This window comes from Roseicella sp. DB1501 (assembly GCF_013112485.1).
Taxonomy (GTDB): domain Bacteria; phylum Pseudomonadota; class Alphaproteobacteria; order Acetobacterales; family Acetobacteraceae; genus Paracraurococcus.
This window is the reverse complement of record NZ_JABFHG010000001.1, coordinates 365,085-380,004: the sequence shown is the minus strand read 5'-3', so window position 1 is coordinate 380,004 and position 14,920 is coordinate 365,085. Positions and strand designations below refer to the sequence as shown.

Annotated in this window: 11 protein-coding genes; 10 read left to right on the top strand and 1 reads right to left on the bottom strand. The window is 71.8% G+C overall.

Annotation, left to right across the window (positions count from 1 at the left end):
• Positions 1 to 35 precede the first annotated feature (35 nt).
• From HJG45_RS01835 to HJG45_RS01825, 3 genes are all read left to right on the top strand, one after another.
• Complete coding sequence (locus tag HJG45_RS01835) at positions 36 to 1,391, top strand: TolC family protein (RefSeq protein ID WP_171610358.1); 1,356 nt, start codon at positions 36 to 38, stop codon at positions 1,389 to 1,391.
• Positions 1,392 to 1,393: 2 nt separating this feature from the next.
• Positions 1,394 to 2,653 (top strand): efflux RND transporter periplasmic adaptor subunit, encoded by a 1,260-nt coding sequence (locus tag HJG45_RS01830; protein WP_217362791.1) that lies wholly within the window; start codon positions 1,394 to 1,396, stop codon positions 2,651 to 2,653.
• A gap of 153 nt (positions 2,654 to 2,806) precedes the next feature.
• Positions 2,807 to 6,061: an efflux RND transporter permease subunit gene (locus HJG45_RS01825; protein WP_171610356.1), complete on the top strand. Its 3,255-nt coding sequence runs from the start codon at positions 2,807 to 2,809 to the stop codon at positions 6,059 to 6,061.
• Here HJG45_RS01825 and HJG45_RS01820 read toward each other — a convergent pair.
• Positions 6,033 to 8,015 carry a transketolase gene (locus HJG45_RS01820; protein WP_171610355.1) on the bottom strand — a complete coding sequence of 661 codons (1,983 nt, stop codon included), beginning with the start codon at positions 8,013 to 8,015 and terminating at the stop codon, positions 6,033 to 6,035. The genes HJG45_RS01825 and HJG45_RS01820 overlap by 29 nt on opposite strands.
• Positions 8,016 to 8,112: 97 nt before the next feature.
• Between HJG45_RS01820 and HJG45_RS01815 the strand changes: the two genes are divergently transcribed.
• From HJG45_RS01815 to HJG45_RS01785, 7 genes are all read left to right on the top strand, one after another.
• Entirely contained in the window at positions 8,113 to 9,087 is a 975-nt protein-coding gene (locus HJG45_RS01815; RefSeq protein WP_171610663.1) for a LysR family transcriptional regulator, read from the top strand.
• Between the two features lie 123 nt (positions 9,088 to 9,210).
• Positions 9,211 to 9,960 (top strand): SDR family NAD(P)-dependent oxidoreductase, encoded by a 750-nt coding sequence (locus HJG45_RS01810; RefSeq protein WP_171610354.1) that lies wholly within the window; start codon positions 9,211 to 9,213, stop codon positions 9,958 to 9,960.
• A gap of 58 nt (positions 9,961 to 10,018) precedes the next feature.
• On the top strand, positions 10,019 to 10,870 hold the full coding sequence (locus HJG45_RS01805) for a transketolase (protein ID WP_171610353.1): 852 nt from the start codon (positions 10,019 to 10,021) through the stop codon (positions 10,868 to 10,870).
• Positions 10,867 to 11,910 (top strand): transketolase family protein, encoded by a 1,044-nt coding sequence (locus tag HJG45_RS01800; protein ID WP_171610352.1) that lies wholly within the window; start codon positions 10,867 to 10,869, stop codon positions 11,908 to 11,910. Before HJG45_RS01805 ends, HJG45_RS01800 begins: the two co-directional genes overlap by 4 nt.
• Positions 11,911 to 12,040: 130 nt before the next feature.
• Positions 12,041 to 13,036, top strand: a complete 996-nt coding sequence (locus HJG45_RS01795; RefSeq protein ID WP_171610351.1) for a TRAP transporter substrate-binding protein — start codon at positions 12,041 to 12,043, stop codon at positions 13,034 to 13,036.
• Position 13,037: 1 nt separating this feature from the next.
• On the top strand, positions 13,038 to 13,637 hold the full coding sequence (locus HJG45_RS01790) for a TRAP transporter small permease (protein ID WP_171610350.1): 600 nt from the start codon (positions 13,038 to 13,040) through the stop codon (positions 13,635 to 13,637).
• Positions 13,634 to 14,896, top strand: a complete 1,263-nt coding sequence (locus HJG45_RS01785; RefSeq protein WP_171610349.1) for a TRAP transporter large permease — start codon at positions 13,634 to 13,636, stop codon at positions 14,894 to 14,896. The genes HJG45_RS01790 and HJG45_RS01785 overlap by 4 nt, the downstream gene beginning before the upstream one ends.
• The last annotated feature ends 24 nt before the right edge of the window (positions 14,897 to 14,920 follow it).

The following is a 14,920-nucleotide window of genomic DNA, read 5'->3' as shown; positions in this document are numbered from 1 at the left end:
GGCGGCTCGCCTGCCTGTCGTCAGCCCTGGGTGTCATGCCTCCTCGATTCCAGTTCCTGCTGTCGCTCGCCCTGCCGGGCGCGGCGATCCTCGTCACGACCCTGCTGCCTCCCGCGGCGGCGGAGCAGCCGGCACGCCGCCAGGCGGCCCCGGCAATGCCCGGCCCCGCGCCGGAGACCGGCAGCCGGCTTGTCGTAACCTCCCCGGCGCAGGCGGTGGAGCTCGCCATGGCGCGCGCGCCCATCCTGCGCAGCGCCGAGGCGGGCCGCCGGGCGGCGCAGGGCGACCGCGTCACCGCAGGGCTGCGGCCGAATCCGGACCTTTCCCTCAACGCCGAGAATATTGGCGGCAGCGGCCGCTATGGCGGCCTCTCCACGCTCGAGACCACCTACAGCCTGTCCCAGCGCATCGAGACCGGCGGCAAGCGGCAGGCCCGCATCGAGGCGGCGAACCGGGCGGTGGGGCTGACCGGCCTCGATGTCGAGGCGGTGCGGCTCGATCTCGCGCGCGAGGTGGTCCGCGCCCTGGCCGCGGCGGTGGCGAGCGGCCGGGCGGTGGAGATCGCCCGGGAGCGGGGGCGGCTGGCCGAGGAGGTGCTGCGCGCCACGCGGGCCAGGGTCGAGGCCGGACGGGAAGCCTTCCCGCAGCAGCGGCGCGCCGAGGTGGCGCGCGAGACCGCCCTGCTGGGTCTCGACCGCGCGCAGCGGGAGGCGGCGGTGGCCTTGCGCGCCCTCTCGGTGCTGCTGGCCATGCCCGGGATCGAGGTCATGCCGGGCCGGGCGAGCTGGTTCGACGAGCTCGGCCCGCGCCCCGATCCCGCCCGCGCGGTGGCCCTGCCGCCGGGGCAGCTCGACCGCGCCCGGCTGGACGCGCTCATCGAGCAGCGCCGCGCCGAGCTGGAGCTGCAGCGGCGGAACGCCATCCCGGATGTTGCCATCGGCGCCGGGCTGCGCCGCTTCCGCGAGGCGGGGGGCGACACTGCCTTCGTGCTCGGGCTCAGCCTGCCGCTGCCGGTCTTCGACCGGAACCAGGGCAACATCCTGCGCGCGGATGCCGAGCTGAGCCGGGCCGAGGCGGAGGCCGAGCGCGGGCGGCTCTATCTCGACGCGGCCCTGGCCGATGCCGAGCGGCGCCTGGGCCAAGCCTGGCACGCCGCGGATGCGCTCCGGCGCATCGTCCTGCCCGCGGCCGGGGAGGCCGCCGGCGCGGCACGGGAGGGCTATGCGGCGGGCAAGTTCTCGCTGCTCGAGGTGCTCGACGCCCAGCGCGCCCTGTCCGATGCCCGCGAGCAGCTCAATGCCGCCTTGCTCGAGGTGCAGCAGGTGCGGGCCGATATCGACCGGCTGCGCGGCCGCGCGGCGGTGGCCGCCGCGCCCATGGGGAGGCCGTGACCGTGAAGCCGCTTCCCTCCTTCCTCGCGGGCGCCGCCCTCGCCCTCGGCGCCTCGGCGCTGCTCCCCGGCCTTCCCGCCACGCTGCGGTCGGGCCTTGGCCTGGCCCCGATCGCGGCCCCCGCCAGCAAGACCGGGTCGCAAGAGGACCACGACCACGCCCATCCCCATGCCCATGGGCCGGACGATCCCCATGACGAGGAGGCCCCCGAGGGCACCCTCCGCATGACGGAGGCGCAGATCGCCGCGGCCGGGATCGCGCTGGCCGAGGCGGGGCCCGGCATGGTGGCGCGGCGCGCCGCCCTGCCCGGGACCGTGGCCGCGAATGCCGACCGGCTGGCGCATGTCCCGGCCCGGGTGGCGGGCATCGTCACGGCGCTCAACAAGCGCCTCGGCGAGATGGTGGCGGCCGGCGAGGTGCTGGCAGTGGTCGAGAGCGCCGAGATCGCCATCGCCAAGGGCGAGTATCTCGCCGCGCTGCGCACCACCGAGCTGGCCCGCCTCACCTTCGAGCGCGAGCAGCGGCTGTGGCAGCGCAAGGTCTCCGCCGAGCAGGATTTCCTGAAGGCGCGCACCGACTGGCAGGAGGCGCAGATCCGCCTCGACCTGGCCCGCCAGAAGCTGGCCGCCATCGGCCTGGGCCAGGCGGAGATCGAGGCCCTGCCGCGCCAGCCGATCGAGGCGCTGCGGCGGCAGGAGGTGCGGACGCCGATCGCCGGGCGGATCACCGCCCGCCCCAAGATGCTCGGCGACGCGGTCTCGGCCGAGGCGGAGGTCTACACCCTGGCCGATCTCTCCACCGTCTGGGTCGAGATGGCGGTGCCGCCCGCCGATCTGGGCTTCGTGACGGAGGGCATGGCGGCGCGGATCCAGGGCGAGGGCGAGGCGCGCGGCGAAGGCCGCATCGTCTTCCTCAGCCCGGTGCTGGACCCGGAGACGCGCTCGGCCCGCGCCGTGGTCGAGGTGCCGAACCCGGAGGGCGCCTTCCGGCCCGGCGGCTTCGTCACCGCCGAGGTCGAAACTGGGGAGCAGCGCGTGCCGGTGCTGGTGCCCCGCGCGGCGGTGCAGCGGATCGGGACGGAGAGCGTCGTCTTCCTCCGCGGGCCGGAAGGGTTCGGGCGGCGGGAGGTGGTGCTCGGCCGCGGCGACCGGGAGGCGGTCGAGGTGGTCTCCGGCCTCGCGCCGGGCGAGCGCTACGCCAGCAGCAACACCTTCCTCCTCAAGGCCGAGTTCGGGAAAGCCGAGGCCGAGCATTCGCACTGATCCTCATGGCCCGCATGCGTGGCCGCATGCGGGCCTCCTCAGACGCCGGGCGCGACCCTCTGGTTCGCTTGGCTTCGCGACATAAGTCGCGGGCCCCGTTTGGGGCCTCGGGCCGGTCGGAAGACCGGTCCGTCAGTAAAAGGGCGACGGCATATGATCGCACGCATCCTCGACCTCTCGGTCCGCCAGCGCTGGCTGGTGGTGCTGCTGGTCGCCGCCGCCGCCGGCTTCGGCCTGCGCGCGCTGCACACGCTGCCCATCGACGCCGTGCCCGACATCACGAACACCCAGGTGCAGATCAACAGCCTGGCGCCCGCCCTCTCGCCCTACGAGGTGGAGAAGCAGGTCACCTTCCCGGTCGAGACGGCGCTGGCGGGCATCAAGGGGCTGCAATCCACGCGCTCGCTCTCGCGCAACGGCTTCAGCCAGGTCGTCGCCATCTTCCGCGACGAGGTGGATATCTACTACGCCCGCCAGCAGGTGCTGGAGCGGCTGACCGAGGTGCGCGCGCTGCTGCCGGAGGGCGTCGAGCCGCGCCTGGGACCGATCTCGACCGGGCTCGGCGAGATCACCATGTGGACGGTGGACTGGGCGCCACGCCGCGAGGGCGACACGGCGCGCGAGGGCCGCCCCGGCTGGCAGCCGGACGGGAGCTACCTGACCCCCGAGGGCCAGCGCCTGGGGACCGAGCTGGAGCGGACGGCTTATCTCCGCACGCTGCAGGACTGGGTGATCCGGCCGCAGCTCCGCACCGTGCCGGGCGTGGCCGGGGTGGATTCGATCGGCGGCGCGGTGAAGCAGTTCCATGTCGAGCCCGACCCGGCGAAGCTCATCGGCCTTGGCCTGTCCTTCGCCGAACTGGCGGAGGCGCTGGAGCGCAACAATGCCAGCCGCGGCGCCGGCTATATCGAGCGCGGCGGCGAGGGCTATGTGGTCCGCTCCGGCGGGCGGCTCGAGACCATCGAGGAGATCCGCGACGTCGTGGTGGCGACGCGCGAGGGCGTGCCTGTGCGGGTGCGCGACATCGCCCGGGTCGAGGTGGGACGGGAGCTGCGGACCGGCAGCGGCAGCGCCAATGGGACGGAGGCCGTCATCGGCACCGCGCTGATGCTGATCGGCGAGAACAGCCGCACCGTCGCGGCGGCGGTGGAGTCGCGGCTCGGGGAGATCGCCCGCTCGCTGCCGCCCGGCATCGCTCTCCGCACCGTGCTGAACCGCACCGAGCTGGTGGACGCCACCATCCGCACCGTGGCGAGGAACCTGGCCGAGGGCGCCCTCCTCGTGGCCGTGGTGCTGTTCCTGCTGCTGGGCAACCTCCGCGCCGCGGTGGTCACGGCGCTCGTCATCCCGGTGACCATGCTGCTCACCGCGACCGGCATGCTGAAGGCCGGCATCAGCGCGAATCTGATGAGCCTCGGCGCGCTCGATTTCGGCCTGATCGTCGATGGCGCCGTCATCATCACCGAGAACAGCCTGCGGCACCTGGCCGCGCGGCAGCACGCGCTCGGGCGGGTGCTCGCCCTGGAGGAGCGGCTGGAGACCGTGGCCGCCGCGGCGCGAGAGATGATCCGGCCCTCGGTCTTCGGCCAGGCCATCATCATCCTGGTCTACCTGCCGCTGCTCACCTTCCAGGGGGTCGAGGGCAAGATGTTCGCGCCCATGGCGCTGACCGTCATCATGGCCCTGGCCATGGCCTTCATCCTCTCGCTCACCTTCGTCCCGGCCATGGTGGCGTTGGCGGTTACCGGCCGGGTGCAAGAGAGGGACAACCGGCTGGTCCATGCCCTCAGGCGCGGCTACGCCCCGGCGCTCGACCTCGCCCTGCGGCGCCCGGTCCCGGTCCTTGGCGCCTCGTCGCTGCTCTTCCTCGGCGCGCTGCTGCTTGGCACGCGGCTCGGCTCGGAATTCATCCCGCAACTGGATGAGGGCAACATCGCCATGCACGCGCTGCGCATTCCCTCGACCTCGCTGACCCAGTCGCAGGCGATGCAGCTTCAGGTCGAGCAAACGGTCTCGCGCTTCCCCGAGGTCGCGGTGGTCTTCTCCAAGACCGGCACCGCCGAGGTGGCCGCCGATCCGATGCCGGTGAACGTCTCGGACACCTTCATCATCCTGACGCCGCGCGACCGGTGGCCCGACCCGGCGCTGCCCAAGACCGAGCTCGTCGCCCGCATCGAGGCGGCGGTGAAGCGCCTACCCGGCAACAATTACGAGTTCACCCAGCCCATCCAGATGCGCTTCAACGAGCTGCTGGCCGGCACCCGCAGCGATCTGGCGGTCAAGGTGTTCGGCGAGGAATTCGCGCCGATGCTGGTGGCCGCCAACCAGGTCGCGGGCATCCTGCGCGGCGTCGCGGGCGCCGAGGATGTCCGCGTGGAGCAGGCGACGGGCCTGCCCTTCCTCGAGATCACCGTGGACAAGGGGGAGATCGCCCGGCGCGGCCTCAGCCTGGATGCGGTGCAGGAGGTGATCGGCACCGCCATCGGCGGGCGCGAGGCCGGCTGGATCTTCGAGGGCGACCGGCGCTTCGCCATCCTCGTCCGGGTGCCGGAGGCGGTGCGCGCCGATCTCGAGGCGCTGCGCAACCTGCCGGTCGCCCTGCCCGGGGCGCGCCGCGTGGATGGCGCGGCGACTGGCGCGGCGACCGTGCCGCTGCGCAGCCTCGCCGCCTTCCGCCTGACCGAGGGACCGAACCAGGTCAGCCGCGAGAATGGCAGGCGCCGCGTCGTGGTCACCGCCAATATCCGGGGGCGCGACATCGCCTCGGTGGTGGCGGAGGCGCAGGCGCGGGTCGCGGCCGAGACGCGGCTGCCCGCCGGCCATTCCGTGACCTGGGGCGGGCAGTTCGAGAACCTGCAGGCGGCGCAGCAGCGCCTGATGGTCGTGGTGCCTGCCGTGTTCTTCCTCATCTTCCTGCTGCTCTACACCGCGCTCGGCTCGCCGCGCGATGCCCTGCTGGTCTTCAGCGCGGTGCCCCTGGCGCTCACCGGCGGCATCGCCCTGCTCTGGCTCCGCGGCATGCCGCTCTCGGTCTCGGCGGCGGTCGGCTTCATCGCGCTCTCCGGCGTCGCGGTGCTGAACGGCCTGGTCATGCTGAACCACATGAAGCATCTCCGCGGCGCGGGCCTGGACCGGGAGGAGGCGATCCGGCAGGGCGCCATGGACCGGCTGCGGCCGGTGGCGATGACGGCCCTCGTCGCCTCGCTCGGCTTCGTGCCGATGGCGATCGCCACGGGAGCAGGGGCCGAGGTGCAGAAGCCGATCGCCACCGTGGTGATCGGCGGCCTCGTCACCGCCACCCTGCTGACCCTGATGGTCCTGCCGGCCCTCTATGCGCGGTTCGGCAGCGCCGATGCCGCGCCGGGATCGGCGGGGGGCGTCACGCCGGCCCCGCCACCCGCGCCCTGACCGCCGCGGCAACCGCCTCCGCGGTGATGCCGAAATGGCGCCAGAGATCCTCCTCCGCGCCCGAGGCCCCGAAGCCGGACATGCCGATGAACGGCCCCTCGGCTCCGATCCAGCGGTCCCAGCCGAGCCTCACCGCCGCCTCCACCCCGATGCGCGGCGCTTCGCCGAGCACCGCGGCGCGGTAGTCCCGCGGCTGCTGCTCGAACAGCTCCCAGCAGGGCATGGAGACGACGGCGACGGACAGCCCCTCGGCGGCCAGGAGCGCACGCGCCTGCAGCGCCAGCGCGACCTCCGTGCCGGTCGCCAGGATGGTCGCGGCGCGCGGCCCACCCTCCGCCTCGGCGATGACATAGGCGCCGCGGGCGCTGCGGTTCTCGCCGGCCTCTCGCCGCACCGCCATCTGCGGCTGGCGGGCGAAGATCAGGCAGGACGGGCCGCCGCGATGGCCGATCGCCAGCTCCCAGCATTCCGCCGCCTCCACGGCATCGGCGGGGCGGAAGACCAGCAGGTTCGGGATGGCGCGCAGCGAGGCCAGGTATTCGACAGGCTGGTGCGTCGGCCCGTTGCGGCCGATGCCGATGCTGTCATGGGTGAAGGCGAACAGGACCGGCAGGCCCATCATCGCCGCCATGCGGAAGGCCGGCCGCTCGTAATCCGAGAAGACCAGATAGGTCACGCCGGAGGGCACCACGCCGCCATGCGCGGCGATGCCGTTCAGCATCGATCCCATCGCATGCTCGCGCACGCCGTAATGCAGGTAGCGGCCCGCGCGGTCCTTGGCGGTGAAGGCGTGGAGCCGGCGCTTGTGCTGCGTCGCCGCCTCCAGGTCCGGCGCGCCGGCGAGCATCTCGGGGATCGCCGCGGCGGCGAGATCGACCAGCTCGCCGCAGGTCTTCCAGCCATGCTGGGTCAGGCCCTCCGCCGCGGCGCGGCCGGCATAGGCGCGCAGCCCGTCCGCCCAGCCCGCCGGCAGGCGGCCCTCCCGCAGCCGGTCCAGCAGGCGGCGCTTCTCGACCGGGAGCGCGGCCACGCGGCCCCGCCAGGCGTCGTAGTCGGGCAGGCTGCGCCGTCCGGCCTCGCGCCAGGCGGCGGCGATCTCGGCGGGGATCTCGAAGGCGGGATGGGGCCAGTCCAGCGCCCGGCGCGCCGCATCCGTCAGCGCCCGCGTGAGCTTGCCGCTATGCGCCGCCCTGGTGCCCTCGACGCCCGGCAGGCCGCGGCCGATGACGGTGCGGCAGGCGATGAGGCTCGGCCGCGGGTCGCGCCGCGCCAGGCTGAGCGCGGCATCCACCGCGTCGATATCGTGGCCGTCCACCTCCAGCACCTGCCAATGGGCGGCGCGGAAGCGCGCGGGCAGGTCCTCGCTCTGCGCGATGCCGATGGCGCCGTCATCGGTCATGTGGTTGTCGTCCCACAGCCAGCACAGCTTGCCGAGGCGCAGATGCCCCGCCAGGGAGGTGACCTCCTGCGCCACGCCCTCCTGCAGGCAGCCATCCCCGAGGATGGCGTAGCTGCGGTGGTCGACGATCCCGGGGCCGAGCTGCGCGGCGAGGAAGGCTTCGGCGACCGCCATGCCGGCGGCATTGGCGACGCCCTGGCCGAGCGGCCCCGTCGTCGCCTCGATGCCATGCGCCGGGCAGTATTCCGGATGCCCCTCGCAGGCCGAGCCGAGCTCGCGGAAGCTGCGGATCGCCTCGATCGGCATGCTGGCATAGCCGGTGAGGTGCAGCAGCGCGTAGAGCAGCATCGAGCCATGGCCCGCGGAGAGCACGAAGCGGTCGCGATCGAACCAGAGCGGATCGGCAGGGTTGAATTTCAGGTGTCGGGTGAACAGCGCCGTCGCGATGTCCGCGGCGCCCAGCGGCGTGCCCGGATGGCCCTCCCCGACGCGTTCGCAGGCATCCATGGCGAGGAAGCGGATGGCATGGGCCAGGCGGCGGGGATCGACGGACATGGATTCCTCCGGGTTTTGGCCGGGATGTGCCCCCGCATCGGTTTCACCGACAAGCGAAAAGATTGCGTGCATCGGTGAGCAGGGTTCATGCTTGGCCATGGCTCCGCACCTGCCCCTGACCGCGCTGCGCGCCTTCGAGGCCGCGGGGCGCACCGGCTCCTTCCGGCTGGCCGCCGATGATCTCGGCCTGACGCCGAGCGCCGTCAGCCATGCCATCCGCGGCCTCGAACGCGATCTCGGCGCGCTGCTGTTCGAGCGCGAGGGACGCTCGATCCGCCTGACGCCGGAGGGCGAGACCCTGATGCGCCATGTGGAGCGCGGCTTCGGCGAGCTGCAGCTCGGCATCGGCAGCGTCGCCTCCCGCCGGCCGCAGCTCCTGAAGCTGCACAGCGCGCCGAGCTTCGCGGCGCAATGGCTGGTGCCGCGGCTCGGGCGGCTGCTGCAGGACTGCCCGGGGCTGGAATTGCGCATCGCCGCCGGCACCGACTACACGAAATTCCTCGCCGACGAATTCGACGCCGACATCGTCTACGGCGCCCCGCCGGCCGAGTTCTTCGGCGCCGCCGGCCATCCCGGCATGCTGGTGCTGCCCCTGGGGACGGAGACCGTCACGCCGCTCTGCTCCCCCGGCCTGGCCGCGGCGATCCGCACGCCCCGCGACCTCTTCGGGCAGCCGCTGATCGAGAGCGACAACAAGCGCGTGCGCTGGCCGGCCTGGTTCGCCGCCAACGGCCTGGCGGCGCCACCGCCGCGCGGGCCGCGCTTCGATCGCAGCTTCATCTCGCTCAGCGCCGCGGCGGACGGGCTCGGCGTCGCGCTGGAATCGACGCTGCTGGCGGAGCGGGAGCTGGACTCCGGCCGGCTGGTGCAGCCGCTGCGGAGCATCGCGGAGGATGTGGTCTATACGGGACACTGGCTGCTGGCGCCGCGCGCCAAGCGCTATGCCCGGTCCATGGTGCTGTTCCTCGGCTGGCTGGCGAAGGAGCTGCGCCTCGACATCCATCTCGACGAGCTGGAGCGGATCGCGGGCGAGCGCGAGCGGGCAGGGGGGCGACCAGGGGTTGCCGGATGACACCCGCCCGGGCGCAACCTGCTGGTTGATGAATCAAAGTCACCGGTCGGCGCAAATTTCTCGTTTGCTGGTGAACCGGCTGCTGCGGCATTCCTCCGGGAAGAAACAAGGAGGACGTCGCCCATGCTGCTCGCCAACAAGACCGCCGTGATTTCTGGCGCCGCCAGCGCCCGCGGGATCGGCCGCGCCACCGCGACGCTGTTCGCCGAGCACGGCGCGCGCGTCGCCATCCTCGACCTCGATGCCGAGGGCGCGCGCAAGGCCGCTGCCGAGCTCGGCGAGGGGCATGTCGGCATCGGCTGCAACGTCGCCGATCTCGGCAGCTGCCGCCAGGCCGCGGAGCAGGCCATCGCCGCCTTCGGCAAGATCGACGTCCTCATCAACAACGCCGGCATCTCCCAGCCCGTGAAGACCATGGAGATCACGCCGGAGGACTGGCAGCGCGTCGTCGACGTCAACATGACCGGCGTGCTCTATCTCAGCCAGGCCTTCATCCCGCACATGCGGGCCCGCAAGCAGGGCGCCATCGCCTGCATGTCCTCGGTTTCCGCGCAGCGCGGCGGCGGCATCTTCGGCGGCCCCCACTACTCCGCGGCGAAGGCGGGCGTGCTGGGCCTGGGCAAGGCCATGGCGCGGGAACTCGGGCCGGACGGCATCCGCGTGAACATGGTCACGCCCGGCCTGATCCAGACCGACATCACCGGCGGCAAGCTGACGCCCGAGATGAAGGCGGAGATCCTGAAGGGCATCCCGCTGAACCGGCTCGGCGACGCGATCGACGTGGCGCGGATCTATCTGTTCCTCGCCTCCGACCTCTCGGCCTATGTCACCGGCGCCGTCATCGACGTCAATGGCGGCATGCTGATCCATTGATGCCGGGCCGCGGCGGCTGTCGCGGCCTTTTCCACGAAACATCAGGAGGAAGCGCGCCATGGAAGCGCCATCGGCGGTGCGTGCCAACGCACCGAGCCTGGAGGAGCGTGCCTATCGCATCCGCCGCAACGCGCTGCGGATGGGCGAGGTCCAGGGCCAGGGCTACATCGCCCAGGCGCTCGGCATCGCCGACGTGCTGGCGGTGTCCTATTTCCACGCCCTGCGCTACCGGCCGGAGGACCCGCATTGGGAGGGCCGCGACCGCTTCCTGCTGTCCATCGGTCATTACGCCATCGCGCTCTATGCCGTGCTGATCGAGGCCGGGGTGATCCCGGAGGCGGAGCTCGAGACCTATGGCACCGATGACAGCCGCCTGCCGATGTCGGGCATGGCGAGCTACACGCCGGGCATGGAGATCAGCGGCGGCTCGCTCGGCATCGGGCTCGGCATCGCCGTCGGCATGGCGCTGGGCCTGAAGCGGAAGCGTTCCGACCGCTTCGTCTACAACCTGATGTCGGATGGCGAGCTGGACGAGGGCCCGATCTGGGAGGCCGCGATGTCCGCCGGCCACCACAGGCTCGACAACCTGATCTGCATCGTCGACGTGAACCGGATGCAGGCCGACGGCGTCTCGACCGGCGTGCTGAATTTCGAGCCGCTGCCCGAGAAGTGGCAGGCCTTCGGCTGGTTCGCGCAGCGCGTGGACGGCAACGACACCGCGGCGCTGGTCGCGGCCTTCGATGCCGCGCGCCGGCATGCCGCCCCGCAGCCGCGCGTCATCATCTGCGACACCAGGATGGCGAAGGGCGTGCCCTTCCTGGAGGCGCGGGAGAAATCGCACTTCCTGCGCGTCGAGGCGCATGAATGGGCAGAGGCCATCAAGGCCCTGGACGACGGGAGGACAGCATGACCCGCACGCAGCGCCGCCCCTGGCGCGGCCTCCCGGCCACGCCGCAGGACCCATCGAAGCCGCGCCTGACGACCTCGGCGATGATCGCCTCGCTGGCGGGCGCCGATCAGCGCACCAGCCCCGCGCCCTTCGGCCGGGCCCTGGTCGAGCTCGGCAGGACGCGCCCCGAGGTGCTGGGCCTGACCGCCGACCTGGCGAAGTACACCGACCTGCACATCTTCGCCCAGGCCCATCCGGACCGCTTCTACCAGATGGGCATGGCGGAGCAGCTGCTGATGCTGGCCGCGGCCGGCCTCGCGCATGAGGGCTTCGTGCCCTTCGTCACGACCTACGCCGCCTTCGCCTCCCGCCGCACCTTCGACTTCATCAGCCAGGGCATCGCCGAGGAAGGCCTGCCGGTGAAGATCTGCTGCGCCCTGCCGGGCCTGACGACCGGCTACGGCCCCAGCCACCAGGCGACCGAGGATGTCGCGATCTTCCGCGGCATGCCGGACCTGACCATCGTCGACCCCTGCGACGCGCTCGACATCGAGCAGGCGGTGCCCGCGATCGCCGCGCATGACGGCCCGGTCTACATGCGCCTGCTGCGCGGCAACGTGCCGCTGGTGCTGGACGAGTACGACTACCGCTTCGAGCTGGGCAAGGCGAAGCGCCTGCGCGACGGCGCCGAGGTGCTGATCATCTCCTCCGGCTTCATGACCATGCGGGCGCTGGAGGTGGCGAAGCGGCTCGAGGCCGACCGGATCGGCGCTGCCGTCCTGCATGTCCCGACCATCAAGCCGCTGGACGAGGCGACCATCCTCGCCGAAGCCGGTCGCAGCGGGCGCATGGTGGTCGTCGCCGAGAATCACAGCGTCATCGGCGGTCTCGGCGAGGCCGTGGCGACGCTGCTGCTGCGGAACGGCGTAGTCCCGCCGCGCTTCCGCCAGGTGGCGCTGCCCGATGCCTTCCTCGACGCCGGCGCGCTGCCGACGCTGCACGACCGCTACGGCATATCCGCCGAGGCGATGTCCGCCAACATCAAGGGCTGGCTTGGCTAGGCAGACCCCGTTCGAGTGGAAACACCCGAACGGGTGAAGATGCTCTGAGAACAACAGGCTGGAGCATTTGCCGCGAACGCGCAGGTGAGTGGGAAATGCTCCAGCACCCACAAAAATGGAGGAAACGACCATGAACATCCCGACCACCCGCCGCGCGGTGCTGCTCGGCGCCGCGGGCCTGCTCGCCATGCCCGGCCTGCTGCGGGCGCAGGGCCAGCTCAAGCTCACCCTCGGCCATGGCGCCGCGCCGGGCAATCCGCGCAGCCTCGCGGCCGAGCGCATGGCGGCGCTGCTGAAGGAGCGCAGCAACGGCCGGATCGAGCTGCGGGTCGCCGGCTCCGCCCAGCTCGGCGACGATGCGGCGATGCTGACGGCGCTGCGCACAGGCACGCTCGACCTGTCGGTGAACAGCCAGGGCGCCGCCTCGGCGGTGCTGCCGGAGCTCGCCGCGCTCGGCCTGCCCTTCCTCTTCGCCGATGCGACGGCGGCCTATGGCGTGGTCGACGGGGCGATCGGCGAGGAGCTGGCCAAGCGCTTCGAGGGCGTCGGGCTGATCTCGCTCGGCTTCTGGGACAACGGCATCCGCCACACCACCAACAGCAAGCGCCCCATCGCCCAGCCCGCCGACCTGAAGGGGCTGAAGATCCGGACGCCGCCCGATCCGATGACGATCGACATCTTCCAGTCGCTCGGCGCCGCCACCCAGCAGATCAATTTCGGCGAGCTCTACGTCGCCCTGCAGCAGGGCGTGGTGGACGGGCAGGAGAATCCGCTGGCGAACATCCAGTCCTCCAAGTTGTTCGAGGTGAACAAGTACATCTCCCTGACCGGCCACAAGTGGGAGTGCAACCCGGTCCTGGTCTCGCGCATCGCCTGGGGCCGGCTGAAGCCGGAGGATCGCAAGCTCCTGCAGGAGACCGCGCGGGAGGCCACGACCTATCAGCGCGGCCTGTCGCAGGAGATCGACCGCAAGCTGCTGGCGGAGTTCCGCGCCAATGCCGCGCTGGCGGTGAACCAAGTCGATCAGGGACCCTTCCGCGCCGCAACCGCCACGGTCGCCGACCGCTGGGAAGCCAAGCCCTTCGGCGATTTCGTGAAGCGCCTGCGCGCGGCCGCGGCGGCGTGACATGGCAAGACCCGAGGAAGCCGAGGCCGCCGCCGCCGACTCGGCCATGGCATCCGGCGGCGTCGCGCCGAAGGGTGGCCTGATCGCGGCGACCGAGGCGGTCGACCGCGCCATCGCCCTGCTCTGCCAGGGCGTGCTGCTGCTGGCGGGCACGGCGCTGATGACGGTGCTGACCGCCAATGTCATCGCCCGCTACGTGCTGGCGACGGGCGGCTTCGACTGGGCCGAGGAGGTTCCGCAGCAGATCTTCCCCTGGTTCATTATGGCCGGCGTTGCGCTGGCGGTGCAGCGCGGCGGCCATATCGCCGTCGAGTGGCTGCTGGGCAAGCTCGGCCGCGGTGGCAAGCGCGTGTTGCTGCTGGCGGGCCATGCGCTGGTCATCCTGGCCTATCTGGCGCTGTGCCGCGAGGCGCTGGAGGTGGCGGAGATCGTCGCCATCGAGCGCAGCCCCGCCCTCGGCCTGCCCGGATCCTATGGCTACTGGGCGATCGCCGCGGGCTGCGCCCTGCTGGCGCTCGGCACGCTGACGATCCTGCTGCGCATCGCTGTCCTGGGGCCAGAGGCCCTGCCGCAACCCGTGCCGGAGGAGCAACCGACATGAGCCTCGCCCTCATCCTCTCCTTCACCGTGCTCATGGTGGCGGTGGTCCCGGTGGCGCATGCCCTGGTCATCGCATCGGGCGCGGCGCTGCTCTGGGACGGCAACATGCCACTGATGCTGGTGGCGCAGCAGATGTTCCAGCAGACGCAATCCTTCCCCATGCTGGCGCTGCCCTTCTTCATCCTCGCTGGCACGCTGATCATGGAAGGCAAGCTCGGCGAGGAGCTGCTGCGCTTCTCGGGCGAGATCATGCAGCGGCTGAAGGGCGGCGCGCTGTCCACGACCGTCGTCGGCTCGGTCGTGTTCGGCGGCGTCTCGGGCAGCGCGGTCGCCAATGCCAGCGCCCTCGGCTCGGTGCTGATCCCCTGGCAGAAGCGCCAGGGCTATCCGGCCGGCCTCTGCGCCGCCAACAACGCGACCTCGGCGGTGATCGATATCCTGATCCCGCCCTCCATCCCGATGATCCTCTATGCCGTCGTCAGCGGCGTCTCGATCGGCGACCTGTTCATGGCCGGCGTGCTGCCGGGGATCATGATGGCCGGCGGCTTCGTCGCCGTCTGCTGGTGGCAGGCGCGGCGGCTGAACGTCGCATCCGAGGCGCCGCCGCTCGATCTCGGCCGGCTGTTGCGGCTCGGCCTCTATGCCCTGCCTGCGCTGATCCTGCCGGTGCTGATCCTGGTCGCGCTGCGCTTCGGCTTCGCCACCCCGACCGAGATCGCCGTCATGGCGGTGCTCTACGCGCTGGTTGCCAGCCTGGCGCTGTACCGCGACATGTCCTGGGCGCGCTTCCGCAAGGCGATGATCGATGCCGGCATCGCCACCGGCATCGTCATGATGGTCATCATGGGCAGCGCGGCGGCGAGCTGGATCCTGACCTATGACGAGGTGCCGCAGCGCTTCGCCGACTGGGTCTCGACGACGCTGCATGCGCCCTGGCTGGTGATCCTGGCGATGAACCTGATCATGCTGGCGATCGGCGGACCGCTGGACCTGGCCCCGGCGATCCTGCTGCTGGCGCCGATCTTCGTGCCGTTGGCGCAGACGATCGGGCTGGATACGCTGCAGCTCGGCCTGATCATGGTGATCAATCTCGGCATCGGGCTCTACACTCCGCCGGTCGGCACGACGCTGTTCATCTCCTCGACCATCGCCGGGAGTTCGATGGCGGAGACGACCCGGGCGCTGTGGCCATTCTTCTGGGTGGCGATCGGCCTGCTGGCGCTGATCAGCTACGTGCCTGCCCTCACCATCCGGTTCTGACCGCGCGGACCCGACCCATTGATC

What these genes read in the sequence shown, in the direction of transcription:
- HJG45_RS01835 (WP_171610358.1), top strand. Translation starts at nt 36, where the DNA reads ATGCCTCCTCGATTCCAGTTCCTGCTGTCGCTCGCCCTGCCGGGCGCG.
- HJG45_RS01825 (WP_171610356.1), top strand. Translation starts at nt 2,807, where the DNA reads ATGATCGCACGCATCCTCGACCTCTCGGTCCGCCAGCGCTGGCTGGTG.
- HJG45_RS01820 (WP_171610355.1), bottom strand. Translation starts at nt 8,015, where the DNA reads ATGTCCGTCGATCCCCGCCGCCTGGCCCATGCCATCCGCTTCCTCGCC.
- HJG45_RS01815 (WP_171610663.1), top strand. Translation starts at nt 8,113, where the DNA reads ATGGCTCCGCACCTGCCCCTGACCGCGCTGCGCGCCTTCGAGGCCGCG.
- HJG45_RS01810 (WP_171610354.1), top strand. Translation starts at nt 9,211, where the DNA reads ATGCTGCTCGCCAACAAGACCGCCGTGATTTCTGGCGCCGCCAGCGCC.
- HJG45_RS01805 (WP_171610353.1), top strand. Translation starts at nt 10,019, where the DNA reads ATGGAAGCGCCATCGGCGGTGCGTGCCAACGCACCGAGCCTGGAGGAG.
- HJG45_RS01800 (WP_171610352.1), top strand. Translation starts at nt 10,867, where the DNA reads ATGACCCGCACGCAGCGCCGCCCCTGGCGCGGCCTCCCGGCCACGCCG.
- HJG45_RS01795 (WP_171610351.1), top strand. Translation starts at nt 12,041, where the DNA reads ATGAACATCCCGACCACCCGCCGCGCGGTGCTGCTCGGCGCCGCGGGC.
- HJG45_RS01790 (WP_171610350.1), top strand. Translation starts at nt 13,038, where the DNA reads ATGGCAAGACCCGAGGAAGCCGAGGCCGCCGCCGCCGACTCGGCCATG.
- HJG45_RS01785 (WP_171610349.1), top strand. Translation starts at nt 13,634, where the DNA reads ATGAGCCTCGCCCTCATCCTCTCCTTCACCGTGCTCATGGTGGCGGTG.